General features: G+C 71.9%; 21 protein-coding genes. 7 read left to right on the forward strand and 14 right to left on the reverse strand.

The genetic code is table 11. From position 1 onward, the window contains the following. Positions 1-2 precede the first annotated feature (2 nt). Together L3i22_RS13745 and L3i22_RS13750 are read left to right on the forward strand one after the other, a co-directional pair. On the forward strand, positions 3-980 hold the full coding sequence (locus L3i22_RS13745; RefSeq protein WP_221327347.1) for an ABC transporter substrate-binding protein: 978 nt from the start codon (positions 3-5) through the stop codon (positions 978-980). Further along, a complete protein-coding gene (locus L3i22_RS13750) occupies positions 977-1,669 on the forward strand; it encodes a GNAT family N-acetyltransferase (RefSeq protein ID WP_221327348.1) in 693 nt (230 codons plus the stop codon). Before L3i22_RS13745 ends, L3i22_RS13750 begins: the two co-directional genes overlap by 4 nt. A gap of 1 nt (position 1,670) precedes the next feature. Here the strand turns inward: L3i22_RS13750 and L3i22_RS13755 are convergent, their stop codons facing one another. Continuing rightward, positions 1,671-2,552: a tetratricopeptide repeat protein gene (locus L3i22_RS13755; protein ID WP_221327349.1), complete on the reverse strand. Its 882-nt coding sequence runs from the start codon at positions 2,550-2,552 to the stop codon at positions 1,671-1,673. A gap of 222 nt (positions 2,553-2,774) precedes the next feature. Between L3i22_RS13755 and L3i22_RS13760 the strand changes: the two genes are divergently transcribed. Next, positions 2,775-2,975 carry a hypothetical protein gene (locus L3i22_RS13760; protein ID WP_221327350.1) on the forward strand — a complete coding sequence of 67 codons (201 nt, stop codon included), beginning with the start codon at positions 2,775-2,777 and terminating at the stop codon, positions 2,973-2,975. Positions 2,976-3,085: 110 nt separating this feature from the next. Here L3i22_RS13760 and L3i22_RS13765 read toward each other — a convergent pair whose 3' ends face one another. After that, positions 3,086-3,286, reverse strand: a complete 201-nt coding sequence (locus tag L3i22_RS13765; RefSeq protein WP_221327351.1) for a DUF397 domain-containing protein — start codon at positions 3,284-3,286, stop codon at positions 3,086-3,088. Between the two features lie 269 nt (positions 3,287-3,555). On the opposite strand from L3i22_RS13765, the gene L3i22_RS13770 reads away from it, so the two are divergent. Further along, the gene (locus L3i22_RS13770) at positions 3,556-3,894 is read left to right on the forward strand and encodes a hypothetical protein (protein ID WP_221327352.1); all 339 of its coding nucleotides are present in this window, start codon (positions 3,556-3,558) and stop codon (positions 3,892-3,894) included. Here L3i22_RS13770 and L3i22_RS13775 read toward each other — a convergent pair. From L3i22_RS13775 to L3i22_RS13785, 3 genes are all read right to left on the reverse strand, one after another. Beyond that, a complete protein-coding gene (locus tag L3i22_RS13775; protein WP_221327353.1) occupies positions 3,869-4,183 on the reverse strand; it encodes a hypothetical protein in 315 nt (104 codons plus the stop codon). The two genes, L3i22_RS13770 and L3i22_RS13775, sit on opposite strands and share 26 nt — an antisense overlap. 111 nt (positions 4,184-4,294) lie before the next feature. Continuing rightward, positions 4,295-5,200 carry a helix-turn-helix transcriptional regulator gene (locus L3i22_RS13780; protein ID WP_221327354.1) on the reverse strand — a complete coding sequence of 302 codons (906 nt, stop codon included), beginning with the start codon at positions 5,198-5,200 and terminating at the stop codon, positions 4,295-4,297. A 361-nt stretch (positions 5,201-5,561) separates the two neighbouring features. Next, a complete protein-coding gene (locus L3i22_RS13785) occupies positions 5,562-6,494 on the reverse strand; it encodes a LysR family transcriptional regulator (RefSeq protein ID WP_255658204.1) in 933 nt (310 codons plus the stop codon). 78 nt (positions 6,495-6,572) lie between these two features. Here L3i22_RS13785 and L3i22_RS13790 point away from each other — a divergent pair, with 78 nt between their 5' ends. Further along, positions 6,573-7,532, forward strand: coding sequence for an aldo/keto reductase (locus tag L3i22_RS13790; RefSeq protein WP_255658205.1), 960 nt, complete (start codon positions 6,573-6,575; stop codon positions 7,530-7,532). A 40-nt stretch (positions 7,533-7,572) separates the two neighbouring features. On the opposite strand, the gene L3i22_RS13795 is transcribed toward L3i22_RS13790, so the two are convergent. The 7 genes from L3i22_RS13795 to L3i22_RS13825 all read right to left on the reverse strand — a co-directional run bounded on the left by L3i22_RS13795 (position 7,573) and on the right by L3i22_RS13825 (position 17,789). Continuing rightward, positions 7,573-8,883, reverse strand: a complete 1,311-nt coding sequence (locus L3i22_RS13795) for an epoxide hydrolase family protein (RefSeq protein WP_221327356.1) — start codon at positions 8,881-8,883, stop codon at positions 7,573-7,575. Positions 8,884-8,963: 80 nt separating this feature from the next. Beyond that, positions 8,964-9,521 (reverse strand): TetR/AcrR family transcriptional regulator, encoded by a 558-nt coding sequence (locus L3i22_RS13800; RefSeq protein ID WP_221327357.1) that lies wholly within the window; start codon positions 9,519-9,521, stop codon positions 8,964-8,966. After that, positions 9,521-10,384 (reverse strand): SAM-dependent methyltransferase, encoded by an 864-nt coding sequence (locus tag L3i22_RS13805; protein ID WP_221327358.1) that lies wholly within the window; start codon positions 10,382-10,384, stop codon positions 9,521-9,523. Before L3i22_RS13805 ends, L3i22_RS13800 begins: the two co-directional genes overlap by 1 nt. A 43-nt stretch (positions 10,385-10,427) precedes the next feature. Then, positions 10,428-12,716: a bifunctional diguanylate cyclase/phosphodiesterase gene (locus L3i22_RS13810; protein ID WP_221327359.1), complete on the reverse strand. Its 2,289-nt coding sequence runs from the start codon at positions 12,714-12,716 to the stop codon at positions 10,428-10,430. A 171-nt stretch (positions 12,717-12,887) separates the two neighbouring features. Further along, complete coding sequence (locus L3i22_RS13815; RefSeq protein ID WP_221327360.1) at positions 12,888-14,576, reverse strand: glycoside hydrolase family 13 protein; 1,689 nt, start codon at positions 14,574-14,576, stop codon at positions 12,888-12,890. A gap of 83 nt (positions 14,577-14,659) precedes the next feature. Next, a complete protein-coding gene (locus L3i22_RS13820; protein WP_221327361.1) occupies positions 14,660-15,793 on the reverse strand; it encodes a LacI family DNA-binding transcriptional regulator in 1,134 nt (377 codons plus the stop codon). Between the two features lie 31 nt (positions 15,794-15,824). Beyond that, positions 15,825-17,789 (reverse strand): AAA family ATPase, encoded by a 1,965-nt coding sequence (locus L3i22_RS13825; RefSeq protein ID WP_221327362.1) that lies wholly within the window; start codon positions 17,787-17,789, stop codon positions 15,825-15,827. A 143-nt stretch (positions 17,790-17,932) separates the two neighbouring features. On the opposite strand from L3i22_RS13825, the gene L3i22_RS13830 reads away from it, so the two are divergent. After that, the gene (locus L3i22_RS13830) at positions 17,933-18,106 is read left to right on the forward strand and encodes a CsbD family protein (protein WP_221327363.1); all 174 of its coding nucleotides are present in this window, start codon (positions 17,933-17,935) and stop codon (positions 18,104-18,106) included. A 48-nt stretch (positions 18,107-18,154) separates the two neighbouring features. Here L3i22_RS13830 and L3i22_RS13835 read toward each other — a convergent pair whose 3' ends face one another. After that, a complete protein-coding gene (locus tag L3i22_RS13835; protein WP_221327364.1) occupies positions 18,155-19,369 on the reverse strand; it encodes a sulfite oxidase in 1,215 nt (404 codons plus the stop codon). A gap of 47 nt (positions 19,370-19,416) precedes the next feature. Here L3i22_RS13835 and L3i22_RS13840 point away from each other — a divergent pair, with 47 nt between their 5' ends. Beyond that, the gene (locus L3i22_RS13840; RefSeq protein WP_221327365.1) at positions 19,417-20,553 is read left to right on the forward strand and encodes an LLM class flavin-dependent oxidoreductase; all 1,137 of its coding nucleotides are present in this window, start codon (positions 19,417-19,419) and stop codon (positions 20,551-20,553) included. Between the two features lie 36 nt (positions 20,554-20,589). Here the strand turns inward: L3i22_RS13840 and L3i22_RS13845 are convergent, their stop codons facing one another. After that, a complete protein-coding gene (locus tag L3i22_RS13845) occupies positions 20,590-22,626 on the reverse strand; it encodes an MMPL family transporter (protein ID WP_221327366.1) in 2,037 nt (678 codons plus the stop codon). Positions 22,627-22,655 lie beyond the last annotated feature (29 nt).

The following is a 22,655-nucleotide window of genomic DNA, read 5'->3' on the forward strand; positions in this document are numbered from 1 at the left end:
CCGTGCGTACCAAATTGGCATTTGTCCTTGTCGCGGCCGCGGCGCTGAGCCTGACCGCCTGCGCCGCGCCGGAGGAGAAGCCGGCGGCGGCCGCCGCCGGCCCATCGGCCTCGGCCGCCGCGGCGCTGAACCTCGGCCCGGACCAGAACCGGATCGTCCCGGCGACGGACGACGCCCTCGCGGCGCTGGTCCCCGCGGACATCCGGGCCACCGGCAAGCTGACCATCGGGGTCGGCGCGGCCGGCTCCGGCTTCCCGCCGCTCGCGTTCACCGCGACCGACAACACGACGCTGATCGGCAACGAGCCGGACCTCGGGTACGCGGTCGCCGGGCTGCTCGGCCTGGAGCCGGTCGTCGACAACACCTCGTGGGAGAACCTGTTCATCGGCCTGGACAGCGCGAAGTACAACGTCGGCATCTCCAACATCACGGTCACCGAGGAGCGCAAGGAGAAGTACGACTTCGCCACCTACCGCCTCGACAACCTGGCCTTCGTGGCGAAGCAGGGCAGCGGCTGGAAGATCACCGGCCCGGCCGACGTGGCCGGTCGGAAGGTCGCGGTCAGCTCCGGCACCAACCAGGAGAAGATCCTGGTGGAGTGGAGCAAGGAGGCCGAGAAGCAGGGCCTGAAGCCGGTCGACATCAAGTACTACCAGACCAACCAGGCCACCTACCTGGCGCTCGGCTCCGGCCAGATCGACCTCTACCTCGGCCCGAACCCGAGCGTGGCGTACCAGGTCGCGATCGACCCCAAGTTCGAGATCATCGGCACCTACTCGGGCGCCGGCGCCAGCCTGCAAGGCAAGATCGCGCTGACCACCAAGAAGGACGACGGCCTGGTCAAGGCGCTCGGTGGAGCGGTCGACAAGCTGATCGCCACCGGTGACTACCAGAAGATCCTGCAGCGCTGGAACCTGACCAACGAGGCGGTCACCGCCTCCGAGATCAACCCGCCGGGCCTGCCGAAGGAGGCCAAGTGACCACCTCGGTCGCCGCCGATCGGGTGCTGGACAATCCGGCGTGGCTCGCCCTGCACGGCGAGCACGCCAGGTTCGCCCAGGTCAGCGGGCTGGCGGCGCGCTACCACAGCGACGTGGCGCCGTTCCACGCGCTCGGCGACCCGGCGGATCCACGCGCCTGGCGGGACCTGGACGCGTTCGTCCCGCCCGGCGAGCCGGTGCTGCTCGCCGGCCTGGGGGAGCGGCCCGGGCCCGGCTGGGCGGTGGAGCGCAGCATCGCCGGCGTGCAGCTCGTCGACGTGTCGCTGCGCGCCGAGCCGGACCCGTCGCTGGTCGTGCTGACCGCGGCCGACGTCCCGGAGATCCTCGACCTGATCGCGCGCACCCAGCCCGGGCCGTACCTGCGGCGGACCGTCGAGCTCGGCACCTACCTCGGCGTCCGCGAGGACGGGCGGCTGATCGCGATGGCGGGGGAGCGGCTGCGCCCGCCCGGCTGGACCGAGATCAGCGCGGTCTGCACCGACGCGGCGTACCGCGGCCGCGGCCTGGCGACCCGGCTGGTCCGGGCGGTGGCGGCCGGGATCCGGGCGCGGGGCGAGACCCCGTTCCTGCACACCGGCGCGGCCAACACGACCGCGATCCGCCTCTACGAGTCGCTCGGTTTCGCGCTGCGCCGCGCGGTCGACTTCACCGCCTACCGCCGCGCCTGAGTCACAACGTCCTGCGGAGCTCGGCGGCCGTCTCGGGGCCGTCGAGCTTCTCCACCTGGGCCACCAGGTTCGCGGCGGTGGCCCGGTACCGCTCCAGCAGCGCCGGCCGCTCGTCGTCGGTGCCGGCCACCGCCTCCAGGTTCTCCCGCCGGTAGACGAGGCTCTCCTCGAGCAGCTTGCGGGCGGTGTGCCGTTCGCCGACGTTCGCGCGGGCCGCCGCCAGCGCCTCCATCGAGGCCAGCGTGGCCGGGTCGGCCGGGCCGAGCGTGTCCCGCCGGGTCCGGTAGGCGATGTCCAGGACGACGCAGGCGGCGTCCAGGTCGTCGAGCTGTCCCAGGACGGCGCCCAGATTGTGCCGGGCCGTCAGGGTGTCCGGGTGCCGGTCACCGAGCAGGACCCGGCGCATGTCCAGGACACGCTCGTAGATCGCCTGGGCGAACCCGAACGTGCTCTCGTCGTTCATCCGGCCGGCCACCTCGGCCATCGTCTCCAGCGTCGCGAGATGACGGTCGCGGTCGGACTCCACCTCGGCCGGCTGCTCCACCGGTGGGGTCCGGCCGGGCGGCGGCGCGGGGTCGTCACGCGAGATCCGGCTCCAGGCCTCGCCGAGCGCCACGAAGGCCGCCTCGGTGTCGAAGCCGCAGCCGGCGGCCAGCGGTTTCAGCAGCGCGTGCGGGATCGCCCGGCGGCCGGCCAGGAACACGCTGATCGAGCTCCGCGACAGCCCGTTCGCGCCCGCGACCTTGGCGATCGTCCGGACGGCGCGTCCCCGCACCCCGACGTACCACTTCAGCACGGCGGCCAGATCGGCGACCGTCCGCACGGCGCGGAGCTGCCGGAGCAGCTCGGCGTCCCACTCGGCCCAGTCGCGCTGCCCGCTCACGCGCTGTCCCGGACATGTCCCGGACAGCGGTCCGGGACGGCCGGACGACCGGCCCGGGACGTCCACGGACGGCCCCGGGACGTCCGCCGGACAGCGGTCGCCGTCCCTGGACTTGTCCGCTGACCAACCTCTGGAAGGGACGGTCCGGCCTTCCGCAGGCTTCTCGTCATAGCCCCGGTGAACAGGGGAAACGTGGCAGGTTGCGGAGAGGATGGGCCCCCGGTGCTCCAGCTGATCATCTCGTACCTCATGACCTCGGAGCGACTCCCGGAGATCGTGTATCTCCTGGAGGTCGCCACGACGGTCCTCAAGTTCGTGGCCGCCCTGTGCGGCGCCGTGGCGAGGGTCGCGGTTCTCCTGGCGCGGATGCGCCGCCGTCGTATCCGGCGGCGTCGAGCCCAGCGTCCCCCGACCGTCCGCTGAGTCCGTCCACACTGTCGCACCCCGTCGGCCCGTCCCGGGTCGGCGGGGCGCTGTGTTTCACTCACCCGTTGCGGCGAGACTTTCGAACCGTTCGTGGGTATGCGGCCGTACTACGCGCCGAAGGCGCCGGCCCGGACCGCGGAGAGGAAGTGACCCCACTGAACGGCATCGCACTCGACGACACCGCCGGACGGGTCCTTGCTGTCCCGGATCAGCACGGTGTCGCCGGTGACGGCGACCTCGACGCAGTTGCCGTGCCCGCAGCGAGAGCTCTTGCGCCAAACAGGCTGTGCCGGCGGCGTGTCGCTCAACGTGCCTCCCAGGTAGGTCGGCCGGCCGCCGGCGCGTGCGCGCACCGCTCAGCCGTCCGTGCGGTCTCGTGGATCCGTCACCCCGGGTGCGAGATCGTCCCGGTCGGACAGGGATCCGGCAGCCCAGAGTGTAGATTCCTTTCGATGCAAGAGCTAGTCTGGTTTGGACTGCGGAACTGTAAGGAATATGCATCCCTGATCGGATTACCGCGCAGGTTCATGATTCCATTTCCGGCCTGGTGTCTCTTGTAGGATCCAGGCAGCAGACGGTGGGCGGCAAGGGCGGCCCGGGCGTGACGAGGTGGCTGGTGCGAACTGGTTCTTCCGACGGACCTACGTCCGTTCAAGAGCAGCAAGCGCATGAGCAGGATCAACCGCCGACTGATCCCGCATCCACCGTTCGGTTGGTCTTCTACGCCGGTTGTACCGGGGTGGTCGCGATCGTGCTCGGCCGGGGCCTCGGCACCACTCTTTTCCAGACGACAACGGCGAGGGCAATTGCCCTCGCCGTCATTGCGTTATTGGTGAGTGTCATCGGCGGCCTCGCTTGTGAACCCATTCTTTCCCGGTGGGATCAGCGCGTTAATGCCCGTCGCCACCGGATCTGATCCGCCGCTTCCGCCGCACGATCCGCTTGGCCGTGGCCACCAGCAGGGTGAGCAGCGTGGACGCGGCGAAGACCGGCGCCGTCCAGGGCAGCACCGCCAGGAAGCGGGTCAGGGCGATCAGGACGGCGGCGCTCGCGACCAGGAGCACGACGGCGCGCAGGAACATCCGGGCGTCGGTCAGGATCTCCCGGACCAGGCCCCAAAAGCCGACGAAGCCCGCCCGGGGCTTCGTCTCCTCGACCTCCGGCGCTGCGGTCCGGAAGGGCAGATCCCGATCCGTCTCGCTCACGCCGGCTCCTCGGCGGACCGGGCGCCCCAGGCGCCCGGGTCGATCCCCAGGTGGATCATCAGCGCCTCCTCCCCTGTCCGCGCGTGATGTTTCCGCAGGTGCGAAGCCGGGTTACCGGATCGCGTCGATCGCGTGGTCCAGCAGTGCGTCCAGTTCGTCGCCGCGCACCGAGCGGGCCTGGATCGCCTCGAAGTTCGCCGTGAACCGCGTGAGGTGGGCCTCGTCCTGCGTGGTCAGCGACTCGCCGGCGGCGTTCTCCAGATAGAGCTGCGGCAGGTCCTCCGGGTCCTTGAAGCCCAGCATCACGAACGGCCCGGAGAGCGCGACGTGCGCGCCCGCGGCGAACGGCAGCACCCGCAGGTCGACCCGCTCGTGCCGGCTCATCGTCTTCAGGTGCTCCAGCTGACCGCGCATCACCGAGGTGTCGCCGGACTCGGCGCCGACCACCCGGCGGATCACCGCCTCGTCGAGCACGAACGACGCGAGCGTCATGCCGCCCTCCGCGAAGACCTGCTGACGCCATTCCCGCACTTCGATGATGCGCCGCGCCCGATCGGTCCGCGCGGCCTTCTCGTCGCCGGTGGCGGAATCGATTTCCAGGAGCGTGCGCATGACCGCTCCGGCGTATTCGGAGGTCTGCAGGAGACCCGGGACGAAAACGTTCTCGAATTCCCGCTCGGTGTCGGCGGTGATCTCGCTCTCCAGGAACGCCCGGAAGTCCTTCGAATGGATGTCGCTGATCTGCGGGAGGCTCCGGCGGCGGGCCACCTCGGCCATCTTCGCCAATTCCTCGAAGACGTCGCTGTCGGCCAGTCCGTAAAGGCCCATGAGGGCGTTCAGGTCGTTGAAGGAAATGCTGTTCTCGCCGGTCTCGATGCGGTGCACCTTGGACTGCGACCAGTGCATTTCCTTGGCGACGTCGGCCTGGGTGTAGGAAGTCTGCCGCCGAATTTCATTGAGCCGCCGGACCAGGCGCTTGCGCTTCAGTGCCGACTCCCGTCGCTCCCCTGCGCTCATCTCGACATCCCACTACTCTCCGTGACTGGTGGTCGGGTTTCCCTCTCGCGTGTAACCAGACTAACGCCGGGTCAGGCAATCTGCATATCGCAGATCGCATCTCGCAGTACCCCTCTGAGCTGCAGGTTTAACGAGCGGAAAGTTGGGTAAAGGGGGAGACTTTTGCCTGCGTGCGAAGCGGTCCGCATCACGGAGCGTGTTCCCTACCGGACAGTTCGGAGGAGCGGCCCGGTATGCGGATCAGCGCCGTCGCCCGGGTCGCCGGAAACCGGGCAAAGGCGTCAGCTTTTCAGCGAGTTCACAGGTGTCGCGCTTGTGCCGGGGCATCGGGCGGCGTAAAAGAACCGCCGCATTCCCCGATTCATTCCGGCGACGGCAATGCGGCCGCGGGAGTCCGCTCGGGATTCCGCGGGGCGGCCTGCTCGACGAGGACGTGGCGGCAGGCCTGGACCGCCGGAGTCAGCGGGCGGTCGCGATGGTGGATGACGCCGATCGGCGGGTGGGGTGGGGGCGCGTGCAGATTCCGTACCGTAATCGCCGGCCCTTGATCTTTCTCGGCGACCGACCGGGCCAGCAATGCGACGCCGAGGCCCGCGGCGACCAATTCCCGGATGCTCTGCGGGCTGTGCGTCTCGAACTGCACCTTCGCGGTGAAGCCGGCGGTCCGGGCCGCCTGGTCCAGGATCCACCGCAGCCCGCTGCCCGCGCCGAGGCAGACGAACGGCTCGTCGCGCAGCTCGCCGAGGGTGATCCGGCCGGCCCCGCCGAGCGGATGGCCCGGCGGCAGCGCCAGGACCAGCTGCTCGTCGGCGAGCGGGAGGGCCTCGAAACGGGCCGGCAGGTCGGCGTGGACCGGGCCGACGACCAGGTCCACCTCGCCGTTGTCGAGCGCCCCGAGCAGCCCGGTGACCAGGCCGGACCGCAGCCGCAGCGCGATGCCGGGGAACCGGTCGTGGAAGCGGGCCAGCGCGCCGGGCAGGTCGAACGGGCCGAGCACGGTGGTCGCGCCGACCGTCACCCGGCCGGTGACCACCGCGGTGATCTCGCCCATCTCCAGGCGCGCGCCGTCGAGCTCGGCGAGGATCCGGCGGGCCCGCGCCACGAACATCTCGCCGGCCGGGGTCAGCGCCACCCGGCGCGTGGTGCGGGCGAACAGCGCGACGCCGAGCTCCGCCTCCAGCGCCCGGATCTGCGCGGAGACCGCCGACTGGGCGACGTGCAGGCGCTCGGCGGCGCGGGTGAATCCGCCGTAGCGGGCGACCGCCTCCACGTAGCTGAGTTGTCGGAGCTCCACCCGTTCATCGTGCCGCACGATGAATGCCATCGGGAACGTGTCTTGGACATATCAATCCGGCGGGACCAGGCTGGCTCCATGTTCGCCACACAGATGGCCCGGGTCGGGCTCGGCTGCATGGGGTTCTCCCAGGCCTACGGCCCGGCCGACGACGACCGGTCGATCCTCACGATACGGGCGGCGCTGGATCGCGGGGTGACTCTGCTGGACACCGCGATGAGCTACGGCGCCGGCCACAACGAGCAGCTCGTCGGCCGGGCGATCGCGGGCCGGCGGGACGAGGTCGTGCTGGCCACCAAGTTCGGCATCGTCCGCGGGCCGGACGGGACCCGGCTCGACGCGCACCCGGATCGCGTGCGGTCCTACTGCGAGGCGTCCCTGCGCCGGCTCGGCACCGACGTGCTCGACGTCTACTACCTGCACCGGCCCGATCCGGCGGTGCCGATCGCGGACACCGTCGGCGCGATGGTCGAGCTCGTCGCGGACGGCACGGTGCGCCATCTCGGACTGTCCGAGGTGAGCCCGGACGACTTCGCGGCGGCCCGGGCCGTGCACCCGATCGCGGCCGTGCAGACCGAGTGGTCGCTGGCCTGGCGCGAGCCCGAGGACGACATCGTCCCGGCGGCGCGGGCGGGCGGCGCCGGGATCGTCGCCTACAGCCCGCTCGGTCGCGGTCTGCTGACCGGCGCGCTGCCCGCGGGGCCCTTCGGCCCCGGCGACTTCCGCGCCGCGGACCCCCGGTTCGCCGGGGCCGCGCTGGCTGCCAACCTCGCGCTGGTCTCGGCATTGAAGACCAAGGCATTGGCGTACGGCGTCAGCACCGGTCAGCTGGCCCTCGCGTGGCTGCTGGCCCAGGGCGGGGACGTCGTCCCGATCCCGGGCAGCCGGAATCCGGCCCGGGTGCTGGCCAACCTGGCCGCGGCCGACGTGGTGCTGTCCACCGGGGACCTGGCCGAGTTGGACGCGGTCGCCCCGCGCTCGGCGTGGCGGGGCGACCGGCGATCGTTCGCGGCCTACAACACGTCCCGTACCGAATAATCGGTCTTTCAGGTTTTTATCGGTTTTTGTCGTGGCCGGGTCAGCGGACGGCCCGGAACGCCGCGCGCAGCTCGCTGGTGAACAGCTCCGGCTCCTCCCAGGCGGCGAAGTGCCCGCCCTTGGCCGGCTTGTTGTAGTAGCTCAGCGTCGGGTAGTACGCCTCGACCCAGCTGCGCGGCGCCTGGAACAGCTCACCCGGGAACGCGCTGAACCCGACCGGCACGGTGATCGCCGGCGTCGCGCCGCCACCGGTCGCCGGCTGCGCGCTCTCCCAGTAGATCCGGGTCGCCGACACCCCGGTGTTGGTCAGCCAGTAGAGCGAGATGTTGTCCAGCACGTGGTCGCGGGTCAGGTTGCCGGCGGCCGCGCCACCCAGGAACGCCTGGGAGATCTTGGTGTAGCTGTCCGTGTCGTGGTCGAGCATCCACGCCGCGAGGGCGACCGGCGAGTCGGACAGCGCGTACCCGATCGTCTCCGGCCGGGTCGACTGCTCCGAGATGTACGCGCTGCCGGTCGCCTGGAACGCGGTGAGCGCGGCCTTCGCGGCCTGCTCCTCGGCGGTGCCGGTCGGCACCGGGGCGCCGCCGAGCGCCGGGAGCAGCAGGTTCATGTGGATGCCGGCCAGGCCCGCGGGCGCCAGCCGGGCCAGCGTGTCGGTGACCGCCGCGCCGACGTCGCCGCCCTGGGCCACGTACCTGGTGTAGCCGAGACGCTGCATCAGAGTCGCCCAGACCCCGGCGATCTTCGCCGCGCCCCAGCCGGTCTCGGTCGGCTGCTGGGTCAGGCCGTAACCCGGGATCGACGGGATGACCAGGTGGAACGCGTCCTTCGCGGAGCCGCCGAACCGGGTCGGGTCGGTGAGCGGGCCGGCCGCGTCCAGGAACTCCACGATCGAGCCCGGCCAGCCGTGCGTGACCAGCAGCGGCAGCGCGTCCCGGTGCGGCGACCGGACGTGCACGAAGTGGATGTCCAGCCCGTCGATCTCGGTGGTGAACTGCGGCAGCGCGTTCAGCTTCGCCTCGAAACGGCGCCAGTCGTAGCGGGTCGCCCAGTACTTGGCGACCGCCTGGGCGGTGGCCAGCTGCACGCCCTGCGAGCGGTCGGTGACCAGCTCCCGGCTGGGCCAGCGGGTCGAGCCGACCCGGTGGCGCAGCTCGGTGAGCCGGCTGGCCGGGATCGAGAGCCGGAACGGCTTGATCTTGTCGGAGGCGCCGGCGGTGGTGGCGGTGGCGGTGGCCGCGCTCGCCGGGGTGGCGCCCAGCGCGCCGGCGAACGTGGCGGTGGTGGCGACGGCGACGCCGGCCGCGAGGCCGCCCTGCAGAACCGTGCGCCGGGAGGGGGTGATCGTCATGGTGGTTCCCTTCGTGATCCGCTTCTCGGTACGAAGAGTGGCCGACCCGCCCGCCCCGGCGAGCCGGTGAACACCACTGGTCACCCCCGGGCCGGCCCCGGGCCTTCCCCGGCCCGGGCGACCAGGGACTCGACGGCGCGGGCGAACGCCTCGTGGTCGACCGGCTCGTCCCAGGCGGTCTGCAGGACCAGGCCCTGATAGATCGCGATCAGCACGCGGGCCAGCGCGTCGTCGCCGCCCAGCGCTCCGGCGGCGGCCGCGCGGGGGCCGTCCACACCGGCCTTGACCAGGGCGAGGATCTCGGGGGAGCGGAGCGCCTCGGCCCACACCTGGACCCCCAGGCGGGCGTCGTCGCGGGCGGCCGGATCGCCGACCGAGCGGAGCAGGTCCAGATAGGCGGTCGCCGGGTCCGGGGCCAGGCGGGCGGCGCGCTGCTCGTGCCAGTCGGTGACGATCGCCGTGATCATGTCGTCCTTGCCGGTGAAGTACCGGTAGACCAGCCCGGCGCTGATCCCGGACTCGCGGACGATGTCCTGCATGGACGTCCGGTGAAAGCCGTCGCGGGCGAAGCACCGGGCCGCCGCCTCGAGGATCTGCCGGCGGCGCGCGGCCAGGTGCTCGTCGCTGACCTTCGGCATCAGAGGATCTCCGCCTTGGCGATCCGGTAGAACTCGGCCGCCGGCTCGTGCCGGCCCAGCGGCGCCAGGTACTCCCGGGCGGCGTCGCGGGCGGACCGGTCCAGGGCCAGCCGCATGCCGCGGGCGGCGACGTACCCCGGCAGCTCGGCCGGGTCGAACCCGAACGTCCAGGGCTCGCCGCCGGCGCGCACCACCGCGTGCCACTCGGCGACGCCGGGGACGTCACCGGTCAGGGCGGCCCGATCGACGTAGGTGAAGATCAGCTCGCTGCCGCTCGCCGTGCTGTCCGCGACCAGCCGCATCGTCGCGTCGACCGCCGCCGCGGTCAGATAGTTCGTCACGCCCTCCCAGACGACCACGGTCGGCTCCAGCGGCGCGAAGCCGGCCGCCCGCAGCGCCGCCGCGAGATCACCGGTGATCAGATCGACCGGGACGAAGCGCACGTGCTCGCGTCGCGACGGATGCAGCAGCCGCTTCTTGGTGGCCTGGGTGGCCGGGTGATCGACCTCGAAGACCCGGGCCGCGCCGATGCCGGGCAGCCGGTAGGGCCGGCTGTCGAAGCCGGCGCCGAGCAGCACCACCTGCCGGGCGCCGTGGTCCAGCGCGGCCAGCGTCAGGTCGTCGATCAGGCGGGTGCGGGCCACCGCGGACGCGCGCGGCCCGGCCGGCCAGCGCCGGTCCAGGTACCGCTCGATCCGCCGGCCGAGGGCCGGCACCCGGGCCAGACCGGCGGCGAGGCGGTGGGTTCCGGTCAAAAAACTCTTCGCGTACGGGTCGTCGACGACCCGGTCCCGCCGGCGGGCCGTCTCCAGCGCCCGGAAGAGCGCCACGTGTTCCGCCGAGCGGCTCGTCTGGTTCCGCATGCCGCCGATAATAATGAATGAACGTCCACTTTTCTAGCGGCTACTACTGGACGACCTCGACCTCCAGCGCCGCCCGCTCCTCCAGCGCCGCGTCGATCAGGGCCGCCGGGCCCGGCTTGGCGAAGTAGTAGCCCTGCGCGTACCGGTAGCCGAGGGCCTCCAGCCGCACCGCCTGCTCGTAGGTCTCGACGCCCTCGGCCACCGCGCGCAGCCCGAGCGTCGCCGCGATCGTGCTCAGCGAGGTGGCGATCGCCTCCTGCTCGGCGGTGCCGTTCAGCTCGTCGATGAACGACTTGTCGACCTTCAGCGTGGTGACCGGGCAGGTCCGCAGCAGCGTCAGCGACGACTGCCCGGTGCCGAAGTCGTCCAGGGCCACCCCGACGCCGAGGCCGCGCAGCTCGTGGACGGTGCTCAGGGCCGCGCCGCCGCCGAAGACCGCGGTCTCGGTGATCTCCAGCGTGATCTTGTCGGGGTCCAGCCGGTACCGCGCCATGATCGAGGCGACCTGGTCCGGCAGCTCCGGGTCGAGCAGCTGCCGGGCCGACACGTTGATGTTGACCCGGGGCGCGCCGGCGCCGTACCGCGACTGCCACCGCGCCGCGTCGGCGCAGGCCGTCTCGATCACCCAGAGACCCAGGTCGAGGATCATCCCGGTCTGCTCGGCGACCGGGATGAACTCGACCGGGGAGACCGGCGGCCCGTCCGGCGGCGACCATCGGATCAGCGCCTCGACCCCGGTGATCCGGCCGCCGGGCAGCTCCACGATCGGCTGGTAGGCCAGGCGGAACTCGCCCATCTCCAGCCCCCGGCGCAGCGCCGCGGCCAGGTCGGCGTCGTGCTGCGCGGTGTCGTCGAGCTCGGCGGTGTGCTCCTGGAAGTGGTTGGCGCCGGCCCGCTTGGCCGACTTGAGCGCCAGCTCGGCCCGGCGCAGCAGGTCCGGGACCGCCTCGTCGCGCCCGGCCGCCACCCCGACGGTGACCGTGACCAGCAGGTCGTGCCCGTCCACCTGCAGCGGCTGCCGGAACGCGCGGACCAGCCGCTCGCCCAGGTGCCCCGCGTCGCCGGGGACCAGGATGCCGAACTCGTCGCCGAGCAGCCGGGCGACGAACGCGTCCGGGCCGAACGTCTCGGCGATCCGGGCCGCGGCCGCCCGCAGCAGCGCGTCGCCCCGCTCGTCGCCGAGCCGGTCGTTGAGCGTGCCGAAGCCGTCCAGGTCGCCGACCGCGACCGCGCCCGGCTCGGTGCGCTCCTGCAGGGTGGCGGCGAACATCCGCCGGTTCGGGAGACCGGTCAGGTCGTCGTGGTTGGCCCGCTCCTCCAGCTGGTCGAGCAGCACGGTGTTGTCCGACAGGGCGGCGATCTGGCGGATCACCACGAGCGTGATCAGCACGACCGAGCCCCCGGCCAGCCCGGGCGGCAGGTACCCGAGGTGCAGGGTGACGAAGATCAGCATGCCGACGGTGATCGCGACGGCGGCGTACGGCACCACGTTGATCCGGCGCCACCGGCGCAGCCGGCCGGCGTTCCTCGGCCGGGCCGGCCGCCCGACCGAGCGGATCTGCGAGTGCGCGGCCAGCGCGAACATGAGCCCGAGCGGCGCCAGCACGATCGCCGTGACGCTCAGGTGCGGGAAGCCCTGGAACACCGGGTAGAGCAGCCAGGAGATCGGCGGGAGCAGGCCGGCCGGGGCGAGGAACCAGAGCGCCGGGCCGTGCACCGGACCCGCGCCGGTGATGCCGACCCGGATCACCGCCAGGATCGCGGTGACCGCCGTGACCAGCATGATCAGCATCATGCTGACGTGCAGCCCGGGCATCACCGGCCCGGCCCCCGGCGGGACGCCCCCGCCGATCGGGAAACTGCCCACGAAGTGTGTGATGAGCAGCGCCGCGGCCACCCCGACGACCGCGATGTCCAGGCAGGTCGCCAGGTTCGCCCGCCAGGTGCGCCGGGGGCGGGGGAGCCGGGCCATCGCGTACCCGGCGATCGCCACCGACCCCAGGTAGCAGCCGGCGCTGAACATGTTCATCGAGCTCAGGTGCCCGGCGAGCACGGTCTGCGTGGCGTGGCTGACGGTGCCGGCGGTGAGGACGGCGGTCGCGACCGTCAGCCGCCGCCAGAACCGCCGGGCGCTGCCCGGGCTCACCGCGGCGGCGACCCGGGCGGACCACGTCGCGGTGGCGGTCGCCGCGATCGCGGCCGGCCAGAGCAGCCAGGCCGGGGCGTCGCCGAACAGCCCGGCGACGGCCAGGAGCGCGGTGAGCGCGACCCAGACCGCGGCCAGGAGCACGAGACGCGCGGCCACCAGGGCCGGTCCTTCCGTGCGTCGCATGCTCCACCGCCGTTCGCCGTTTGGTTGCAGATCAGGTGACCTGCCAGATCGGCGTATCGAGCGGCAAACTGAGGAAGAAAAAAGTACGGGCGTGACGCGTTCCCCCCGGATCGCGTCACGCCCGTACCCCGCCCACCCGCACCGTCCGAGGGTGGCCGGGTTGATTTCAGCTCAGAGCTGCCACCACACCGTGGTGTCCGGCGGCAGCACGACCTCGTCCGGTCCGGCCTCGACCGGCCCGCTGGCGAGCAGCAGCTCGCCGGGGCGGCCCAGGGTCACCGGCCGGTCGCTCATGTTGACCGTGCAGCGGAACACCGGCGCGCCGGCGACCGCCCGCTCGAAGGCGAGCACCCCGGCCGGCGCGGTCACCCAGCGCAGGTTGTCGATCGGCTGCAGGGCCGGGCTGTCCCGGCGGACGGCGAGCGCCCGGCGGTACAGCTCCAGCGTCGAGTCCGGCACGCCGGCCTGCGCGGCCACGCTCAGCCCGGCCCAGGACGCGGGCTGCGGGAGCCAGCTGCCACCGCCGGCCGGGCCGAAGCCGTACGGCGCCACGTCCCCGCTCCACGGGATCGGCACCCGGCAGCCGTCGCGGTACCCGTCCTGGCCGTCGGCCCGGTGGAACGCCGGGTCCTGACGGGCCTCCGGCGGCAGGTCCAGGACCTCGGGCAGGCCCAGCTCCTCACCCTGGTACAGGTACGCCGAGCCGGGCAGCGCCAGCATCAGCGCGCTGGCCGCCCGGGCCCGCCGCAGCGCGGCCGCGTCGTCGACGGCGAGCGCCTTGCGGCCGGCCACCTCGCCCTCGCCGGTCTGCATCAGCCGGGTGGTGTGCCGGACCACGTCGTGGTTGGAGAGCGTCCAGGTGGTCGGCGCCCCGACCGCGCCCATCGCGGCCAGCGAGTCGTCGATCATCTGGCGCTGCTCGTGCGGGTTCCACGCGGTGCCCAGGTAGCTGAAGTTGAACGCCTGGTGCAGCTCGTCCGGGCGGACGTAGTGCGAGACCCGGGCCAGGTTCGGCGCCCACGCCTCGGCGACCGCGATCCGGTCGCCCGGGTACTCGTCGAGGATCCGCCGCCACGCGCGGTAGATCTCGTGCACGCCGTCCCGGTCGAAGCACGGGCTCTCGCCGACGCCCAGCAGGTGCCATTCGGCGTCCGAACCGACGTCCGGCAGACCGTTCTCCTTGATCAGGCCGTGTGCCACGTCGATCCGGAAGCCGTCGACGCCCAGGTCGAGCCAGAACCGGAGGATGGTCTTGAACTCGTCGCGGACCGCCGGGTGCTCCCAGTTGAAGTCCGGCTGCTCGGCGGCGAACAGGTGCAGGTACCAGTCGCCGGGGGTGCCGTCCGGGTTCGTGGTCCGGGTCCAGGCCGGGCCGCCGAAGATCGACGGCCAGTCGTTCGGCGGCAGCTCGCCGCTCTCGCCCTTGCCGGGGCGGAAGTGGTAGCGCTCGCGGAACAGCGAGCCGGGGCCCTCGGCGAGCGCCTTCTGGAACCACTCGTGCTGGTCGGACGAGTGGTTGGGGACCAGGTCGACGATCACCCGCAGGCCGAGTGCGTGGGCGCCGGTGATCAGCTCGGAGGCGTCGGCGACGGTGCCGAAGATCGGGTCGACGGTCCGGTAGTCCGAGACGTCGTAACCCGCGTCCGCCTGCGGCGACGCGTAGAACGGGGAGAGCCAGACCGCATCAACCCCAAGATCTTTGAGGTACGGCAGTCGGGCCGTGATGCCCGGCAGATCCCCGATGCCGTCGCCGTTCGAGTCGGCGAAGCTGCGCGGGTAGATCTGGTAGATGACCGCATTGCGCCACCAGGAAGCCGGTGGCGCCTCGACGGTGGGCGGTGCGACCAATTGATCAGTCATGGCGTGGAACGCTAGCAGGCAACTAACACGTGTTACATAGCTGGACGGCTGCTTTCTTGCTGCAAGTTCTTGCAGCCGTTCCGCTACGCCGGTTTTGTGGCTGAATCGCGCACAATCAGCGACGTGCCAAGTGTCTGGTGCGGATGCTGGTCCTCACCCCGGATCGCCGAGATGAGGAAGTCCGCGGCGATCCGGCCCTTGGTCACGATCGGCTGCCGGACCGTGGTCAGTCCCGGACGGAACCAGGCCGACTCGGACAGGTCGTCGAAGCCGGTCACCGACACGTCGCCGGGGACGTCGAAGCCGAGCTCGCGCAGCGCGTCGACGGCGCCGTAGGCGAGCACGTCGGAGAGCGCCAGGATCGCCGTCGGGCGCGCCGCCATCAGCCCGGCCGTCGCCCGGTAGCCGTCGCCGCGGGTCGCCGGCACCTCGGCCAGCGTCACGTCGGCCATGGTCATCCCGACGTCGGCGAGCGCGTCCCCGATCCCGGCCAGGCGCCGCCCGAGCGGCCCCTGGTAGCCGCGGGTGGCCACGTCCGGACCCGGGTCGATGGAGAGCACCGCGATCTGCCGGTGCCCGAGTTCCAGCAGGTAGCGGGCCACCTCCCGGGCCCCGCCCCGGTCGTCCACCTCGACGTGCGGGGCGCCCTCGTGCCGGTCCGAGTCGATCAGCACGAACGGGATCCCGCGCCGGTCCAGCTCGGCCACCTCGCCCCGGTCGATCTCCAGCCCGCAGACCACGAAGCCGTCCACCGCGGCGTACGGGATCGCCTTGAGCACCGAGTCCCGCAGCGGCGGGGTCAGCAGCAGGGTGTAGCCCTCCCGGTCGCAGACCTGCCCGGCGCCCATCAGGAATCTCGCGTAGTACGGGTTGTCCAGGATCTGCGCCAGCCGCTGCGGCAGCAGCACCCCGATCGAGTTCGTCGTCCCGGCCTGCAGCATCCGCCCGAGCGTGCTCGGCGTGTACCCGAGCTGCTCGGCGGCGGCCAGGATCCGCTCCCGGGTGGCGGCCGAGATCCGCTGCGGATTGTTGAACGCGAACGACACCGCCGACCGCGACACCCCGGCCGCCGCGGCGACGTCGCTGGAGGTGGTTTTGCCGCTTTTAATGGGATTCTGCGTCGCCGGTTTTGCTTCGCTCTTGAAAATCTTGGCGGTTCTTGCAGGGGCCGTTCTCGGGCGCTTGGAAGGCGTGTTCACGGCCTTCTTCGGCGGCATCGGCACTCCCCGGGTCGGCGCTCACCATAACTCAGGACGCCGGCCGGTCACCGCGTCCCACGTCGCCCAGGAACCGCGTGATCACCTTCCGCAGCTCGGCCGGCGGCTCGGCCAGGCAGCGCGCCAGCTCACCGGCGGCCGACGTCTTGCCGTAGCCCTCCTTGAGGAAACGCAGGAACACCGCCCGCAGAACCTCCTCGCCGGGCGCCAGCAGCCGCCAGTCCGCCTCCCAACGCGCCTCGATGTCGGCCCGGACCCGCTCCCACTCGGCCCGGATCCGGGCCTCGATCTGCTCGCGATCGAGCACGTTCGCCATCACCGCGGTGACCATCTCGTCGACGGAACCGACGTTCCTGGCGAGCCGGCCCCGGGACTGGTTGTCGACCAGCCGCATCACGGGCAGGCACGCGGCCACCGACTTGATGATCACCTTCGGCTTCTGCTCGTCCGCTGCCTCCCGCACGGCGGTCGCGACCTCGGCCGGATCGGCCTCGACGCCCCGGCCCGCGAAGAAGGTCGTCAGCGCGGCCGGGTCGAGCAGGTAGTTCTCGATCTCCCGGCGCTCCAGGACGTGAACGGCCTTCTGGGCCCGCAGCTTTCGCAGCTCTTCGTCGGGGAGCTCATCGTGGTCGCGGAGGTACAGGACAGTCCGGTCGAGGCGGTCCGCCATCCGGATCCACTCGTCCAGCATTCCGGCGAACCGGGCGTTGCTCCCGCCCTGCCCGACGATCACGGCGTTGCGTGGGTCCTCGATCAGCTCGGGCCACCAGGCCGCCAGGACGTCTCGGTCGCTCGGACCCTCGACCAGCAGGATCCGCTCCGCCGACAGCACGTCACTGGTCCGGACGCCGAGCGCGGCCAGCACGTCGGCCAGCCCGGGATCGGCCCGGGTGATCGTGGAGGCGCCGGCTGAACGCCGTACCAAATAGGTCAGATTTTGATCGTTTCCGCTGTCCAGGAAGATCGGCGAGTGCGTGGTCAGGACGAACAGCCGGTCCTGGGACCAGCGGCGGAACATGCCCAGCATGGCTCGCTGCGCGGCCGGGTGCAGGGCCGTCTCCGGTTCCTCGATCGCCACGAAACCGGCCTGCGGCTGGGCCTCGCCGACCAGCGCGGCGAGCAGCACCTGCTCGACGCCGGTGCCCAGGTCCCGCAGGTTGTGCCGGTGCTCGGGGAACTCGGCGTCCTCGAAGGTGACCGCCAGCCCGGTGTCGTCCACCGAGGTACGCAGCGTGCCGACCTCGGGCAGGACCGTTGCGACCAGCGCCTGCAGACGTTCCCAGGCACGCGATCTGTTGGTCTGCAGATCGTGCAGGACGGCCGCCAGGTTCTGTCCCGAGTGCTCCAGATCGTGGGCGAGCTCGAACGGCTGGGACCTCGGGGCGCCACCGCGCGCCGCGGGAAAGTGGAAGTAACTCCTACGCCAGTGCAGGAGAAGCTCGGCAAGCCCGGAGAGTGGCCCTAGGAAAGGTGGCCGCACCAGATATGTGACGTCGCTGCCTGCGGGCGCCTGAGCCAGAATTTCATCCAAGGGCCCCGCTCCCTGGCGGGCGACCCGCAGGAACGCATCCACTTTTCCGGCGCGGTTGAGCTCGATGATCGAGGCCTTGAGCTCACCGTTGTTGGCGGATGAGGCGACCTGAATCGCCCGCACCGGGCCGGCCCGGCCGCTACTGAAAGTCCACTCGACCCAGTCGTCGATGCCCGATGCGATCCTTGCGGCGAGACCGACGGGCGGCGTCTCGCCTCGGGGCGCTATCAGTGCCCGGTCGGCCTCGGTCAGTGCGAAACGAGCGCGGATCCGGAGCTGGCCGCCGGCCATGTGCCGGATGCTGTTCGGGGTTTCGAGGCCGGCGACCACGTCGAGTGCGGAGAGCAGGCTGCTCTTGCCGACACTGTTCGGGCCGGCCAGCATCACCAGGCCGGTCGCCGGGAAGTCGATCGTCGTGTCGCGGAAGGCGCGGAAGTTCTCCACGGTCAGGCGCTGCAGGTGCACCGTCGCATCGGATCACAGTGGAATGCGGGTTCCAAGCGGCCTTTCGGGTGACGGGCCGGTCGGCGTGACGCGGAGGCATGACTTGGCCGGGGGCGGGTATGAGGGGGGTCGAGACGGACTTCAACTCCTCCCGGAGGTGCGCGATGGCTTTTGACGACAAGGTTGACAACAAGGCCGAGGAAGTCGGCGGCAAGGTCAAGGAAGGTGTCGGCAAGGCCACGGACGACGAGCAGCTCGAGGCCGAGGGCAAGGCGGACCAGGCCAGCTCGCACGTCAAGCAGGCCGGCGAGAAGATCAAGGACATCTTCAAGTCCTGACGCACGGGTGCGGGAACGGGCCGGGGCCGCGAGGTCCCGGCCCGTTTGTCAGGCCGCGGTCACCGGCACCCGGACGACCGCGTCGAACAGGTAGCCGAGCGTGTTCAACCGGGCCACCTCCGGCTGGGTGTCGCCGTGCACGTCGGTGGCCCGGGCCAGCAACTCGTAGGCGCCGGCCGCCGGCCGCCAGTCCAGCTCCCAGCGCTGCCACGCGCCGTCGTGCGACGGGCCGTGGAACCGGGCGGGCCGCCAGGTCGCGCCGCCGTCGGTGCTCACCTCGACCTTGCGGATCGGGCCGCCGGCCGACCAGGACCGCCCGGTCAGCCGAACCCGCCGGCCGGCCGTGAACGTCGTCCCCGGGTCCAGCTCGAACGCGCTCTTGATCACCTGCCGGTCGAAGGGCAGGCCGTCGGCCGGGAACTCCGGGCCGAACAGGCGGTAGAACTGGGTGTTCCACGGGGAGAAGAGCGGCTCGGCGGAGACCTCGATCCGGCCCACCCACTTGATCGAGGCGATGCCGATCCAGTGCGGCACGATCACCCGGACCGGGGCGCCGTGGTCGGGCGGCAGCGGCTCGCCGTTCATCTCGTAGGCGAGCAGCACGTCGTCGAGCGCCTTGGCGAGCGGCATCGGGCGGCGCACCGGGCCCAGGTCGACGCCGCCGGTCACGTAGTTCGGGTCGAGGCCGCTGGGCTGCACGTCGACCGCGTCCCGGCGGAGACCCGCCCGGCGCAGGACGGTGGACAGCCGGACCCCGCGCCAGCGGGCGACGCCGACGGCGCCGAGGCCCCACGCCGTACCGGAAACGCTCTGGCCCTGCTGCTTGCTGTAGTAGCCGCGGCCGTTCCCGGCGCATTCGACGGTGACCGCGCGGGTCTCCGCCGGCAGGCGGCGAAGGTCTCGCAGGTCGAAGTGGGCGGCGTCGCCGCGCAGGCCGGAGCCGGAGATCTCCAGATGCCACCCGGCGGCGTCGATGATCGGCGTGCTGGTGTGGTTGCGCACGAAGAAGCGGTCGATCGGCACGTAGTAGCCCTGGTCCTTCAGCGCCGACCAACGGGTTTCCGCGTTCGTGCCGAGGACGGTGAACAGCTCCGGCGGCAGCGGCTTCACGATCGGGCCGGCGGCCTGCGCCGGACTCGGCACGAGGCCGGCCACGCCGGCCGCCGCGGCCAGCGCGAACAGATCGCGGCGGGAGAATCCGCGGGCCCGGCCGGCCGCCCAGTCCCGCAGCCGGGACTCGTCATATCCAGACTCATCGATCATGCCAGGGATCCTATCGAGTCCATGGGAATAATAGGTAGAGTCCGGGCATGGACTTCCACTGGTTTCTTCCCACCAACGGCGACAGCCGGGACATCGTCGGCGGCGGTCACGGCACCCCGGTCGGGTCGGCCGGCGGGGTGCGGCCGCTGACCATCGGCTACCTCGGGCAGATCGCGCGCAGCGCCGAGCAGCTCGGCTTCGTCGGCGCGCTCACCCCGACCGGTGCCTGGTGCGAGGACGCGTGGCTGACCACCGCGATGCTGACCGAGGTCACCGAGCGGCTGAAGTTCCTGGTCGCGTTCCGGCCGGGGCTGATCTCGCCGACCCTGGCCGCGCAGATGTCGTCGACGTTCCAGCGGCTGTCCGGCGGGCGGCTGCTGCTCAACGTGGTGACCGGCGGGGAGTCCAGCGAGCAGCGGCAGTTCGGCGATTTCCTCGACAAGGACTCGCGCTACGCGCGGACCGCCGAATTTCTCACGGTGGTCCGTGGGTTGCTGCGGGGAGAGACGATTTCGTACGACGGGGAGCACGTCCACGTCGAGAACGCTCGCCTGTCACGCGTGCCGGAGATCCAGCCCACCGTGTACTTCGGCGGCTCCTCGAAAGCGGCCGGCCCGGTCGCCGCCGAGCACGCCGACGTCTACCTGACCTGGGGCGAGCCGCCCGCGCAGGTCGCCGAGAAGCTGGCCTGGATCCGGTCGCTGAAGCCGGACATGAGGTTCGGCATCCGCCTGCACGTGATCACCCGGGACACCGCCGACGCGGCCTGGGCGGAGGCGGCCCGCCTGCTGCAGAACGTCTCCGAGAAGGACATCGCCGGCGTCCAGGCCGGGCTGCGGACGAGCGAGTCGGAGGGCCAGCGCCGGATGATCGAGCTGCACGGCGGGAACCGCGACGGCCTGGTCGTGTCGCCGAACCTGTGGGCCGGCGTGGGCCTGGTCCGCGGCGGCGCCGGGACCGCCCTGGTCGGCAGCCACACCGAGGTCGCGGACCGGCTCGAGGAGTACGCGGCGCTCGGCATCTCGGAGTTCATCCTGTCCGGTTATCCGCACCTGGAGGAGGCGTACTGGTTCGGCGAGGGCGTCCTGCCGGAGCTGCGGCGCCGCGGCCGCTGGCAGCACCCGGCCGGCGAGAAGAACACGACACCGGCCGCCATCCCGTTCGCCGGCGTCCCGTCCCGGTGAGGTCGGGGGCGGCGCTGAGCCGCCCCCGACCACCGCTCACTTCTTGTCGGCGTGCTCCGGCAGCTTCGCCCGGTCGACCTCGTCCCAGTCGGCGCGGACCGCCGGCGTCGGGCCGCCGACCTGGTCCGGGGCCTGCGGGCGGCCCGGCCACCAGAAGCGGTCGCCGAGGATCGTGGCCAGGGCCGGGACCAGCACCGTCCGGACGAGCAGCGTGTCCAGCAGGACGCCGATCATCACGATCACGCCGATCTGGGTCAGGGTGATCACCGGCAGGACCCCGAGCACCGCGAACACCGCCGCCAGCAGGATGCCCGCGCTGGTGATCACCGCCCCGGTGACCGCCACCGCGTGGATCATGCCGGCCCGGGTGCCGCGCTTGCCGGCCTCCTCCCGCGCCCGGGTGACCAGGAAGATGTTGTAGTCCACCCCGAGCGCGACCAGGAACAGGAACGAGAAGAGCGGCACCTGGTTGTCCAGCGCATGGCCGAACAGGAACGACCCGGCCCCGAGCGCCGCCCCGTAGCTGATGATCACCGTGACGATCAGCAGCAGCGGCGCGACCAGCGCGCGGAGCAGCAGGATCAGCACGAGCAGCACCACCAGCAGGATCACCGGAGCGATGACGATCAGGTCGTGCCGGGTCGCGTTCCGGGTGTCCAGGCTGGTCGCCACGCTGCCGCCGACGAGCGCCTCGCCGTCGAGCGACGAGCGCAGCGCCCGGATCGCGTCGAACGCCTGCGTGGTGTCCGGCGCCGCGTTCAGGATCACCTGGATGCTGGCCTGGGAGGTGGTCTGCTCGGCGAGCCGGGCCTGCGCCACCCCGGGCGTCGCGGTGATCGTCGCGAGCACCGCCTGGGCCCGGTCCGGGCTGGTCAGCACGACGGTCGGGCTGGCCGCGCCGGCCGGGAAGTACTTCGACAGCGTCTCCAGGCCGGCCACCGACTCGGACTCGACCCGGAACTGCTCGGTCTGCGACAGCCCGAGCCGGGTGCCGAGGCCGCCGGCGGAGAGCACCCCGAGGATGATCACCGAGGCCACGGTCACCACGATCGGCCGGCGGGCGACCCCGTGCGCGACCCGCGCCCACAGTCCCTTCTCCGCCTCGACGCCGCCGGTGCCGACCCGCGGCACGAACGGCCAGAACAGCCCGCGCCCGCAGGCCACCAGCGCGGCCGGGAGCACCAGCAGCGCGAAGAGCGCGGCGACCGCGATGCCGGCCGCGGCCGTGACGCCCAGCGACACGTTGCTCTGCAGGCTGGCCAGCAGCAGCGTGAGCAGGCTCAGGATGACCGTGCCGGCGCTCGCCGCGATGGCCGGCCCGGCCCCGCGCAGTGCCTTGGCCATCGCCTCGAACCGGTTCTCGTGGTGGTGCAGCTCCTCCCGGTAGCGGGAGATCAGCAGCAGCGCGTAGTCGGTGCCCGCGCCGAACACCAGCACGGTCACGATGCCGGTGGTGGAGCCGCTCACCGGCAGGCTGGTGTGCTGGGAGATCAGTGCGATCACCCCGGTGGAGACCCGGTCGGCGAGCCCGACCACGATCAGCGGGACCAGCCAGAGCAGCGGGCTGCGGTAGGTGACCAGCAGCAGCAGCGCGACCACCACCACGGTGACCAGCAGCAGCCGGGTGTTCGCCCCGGTGAAGCTGTCGGCCAGGTCGGCGCTGAACCCGGCCCCGCCGGTGACCTGCGCGGTCACGTCGGCGGGCAGCCCGGCCCGGGCCTTGGCGCGCAGGTCGGCGACCTGCTTGATGGTCTCCTCGGACGAGACGCCGGCCGGCAGCGGCACCGAGATGATCGCGGCCTTCCGGTCCGCGCTGAGGATCGGCAGGCCCAGTGGCGTGACCGTGGCCAGGTCGGCGTCGGTCAGCGCCTGGCCGCCCTTCGCGACCACGATCAGGGCCGCGCTCGTCCGGCCGGAGGGCAGCTCCTTCTGCAGTTGAGCCACCCGGGTGGACTCGGCGGACGACGGCAGCGAGGCGTTCGGGTCGTTGGTGACCTTGGCCGACCCGGAGAGGCCGATCACCAGACCGCCGAGCACCAGGGCCAGGAGCAGTGATGCCCATGCCCGTCTCATGAAGCCTCCAAAACAAAGAATCTCGACAA

The sequence above is a fragment of the Actinoplanes sp. L3-i22 genome (assembly GCF_019704555.1).
Taxonomy (GTDB): domain Bacteria; phylum Actinomycetota; class Actinomycetes; order Mycobacteriales; family Micromonosporaceae; genus Actinoplanes.

Coding starts and splice junctions, on each gene's coding strand:
- L3i22_RS13780 (WP_221327354.1), bottom strand. CDS start 5,200: ATGAGCGCAGGGGAGCGACGGGAGTCGGCACTGAAGCGCAAGCGCCTG.
- L3i22_RS13790 (WP_255658205.1), top strand. CDS start 6,573: ATGTTCGCCACACAGATGGCCCGGGTCGGGCTCGGCTGCATGGGGTTC.
- L3i22_RS13795 (WP_221327356.1), bottom strand. CDS start 8,883: ATGACGATCACCCCCTCCCGGCGCACGGTTCTGCAGGGCGGCCTCGCG.
- L3i22_RS13800 (WP_221327357.1), bottom strand. CDS start 9,521: ATGCCGAAGGTCAGCGACGAGCACCTGGCCGCGCGCCGCCGGCAGATC.
- L3i22_RS13805 (WP_221327358.1), bottom strand. CDS start 10,384: ATGCGGAACCAGACGAGCCGCTCGGCGGAACACGTGGCGCTCTTCCGG.
- L3i22_RS13810 (WP_221327359.1), bottom strand. CDS start 12,716: ATGCGACGCACGGAAGGACCGGCCCTGGTGGCCGCGCGTCTCGTGCTC.
- L3i22_RS13815 (WP_221327360.1), bottom strand. CDS start 14,576: ATGACTGATCAATTGGTCGCACCGCCCACCGTCGAGGCGCCACCGGCT.
- L3i22_RS13820 (WP_221327361.1), bottom strand. CDS start 15,793: ATGCCGCCGAAGAAGGCCGTGAACACGCCTTCCAAGCGCCCGAGAACG.
- L3i22_RS13830 (WP_221327363.1), top strand. CDS start 17,933: ATGGCTTTTGACGACAAGGTTGACAACAAGGCCGAGGAAGTCGGCGGC.
- L3i22_RS13835 (WP_221327364.1), bottom strand. CDS start 19,369: ATGATCGATGAGTCTGGATATGACGAGTCCCGGCTGCGGGACTGGGCG.
- L3i22_RS13840 (WP_221327365.1), top strand. CDS start 19,417: ATGGACTTCCACTGGTTTCTTCCCACCAACGGCGACAGCCGGGACATC.
- L3i22_RS13845 (WP_221327366.1), bottom strand. CDS start 22,626: ATGAGACGGGCATGGGCATCACTGCTCCTGGCCCTGGTGCTCGGCGGT.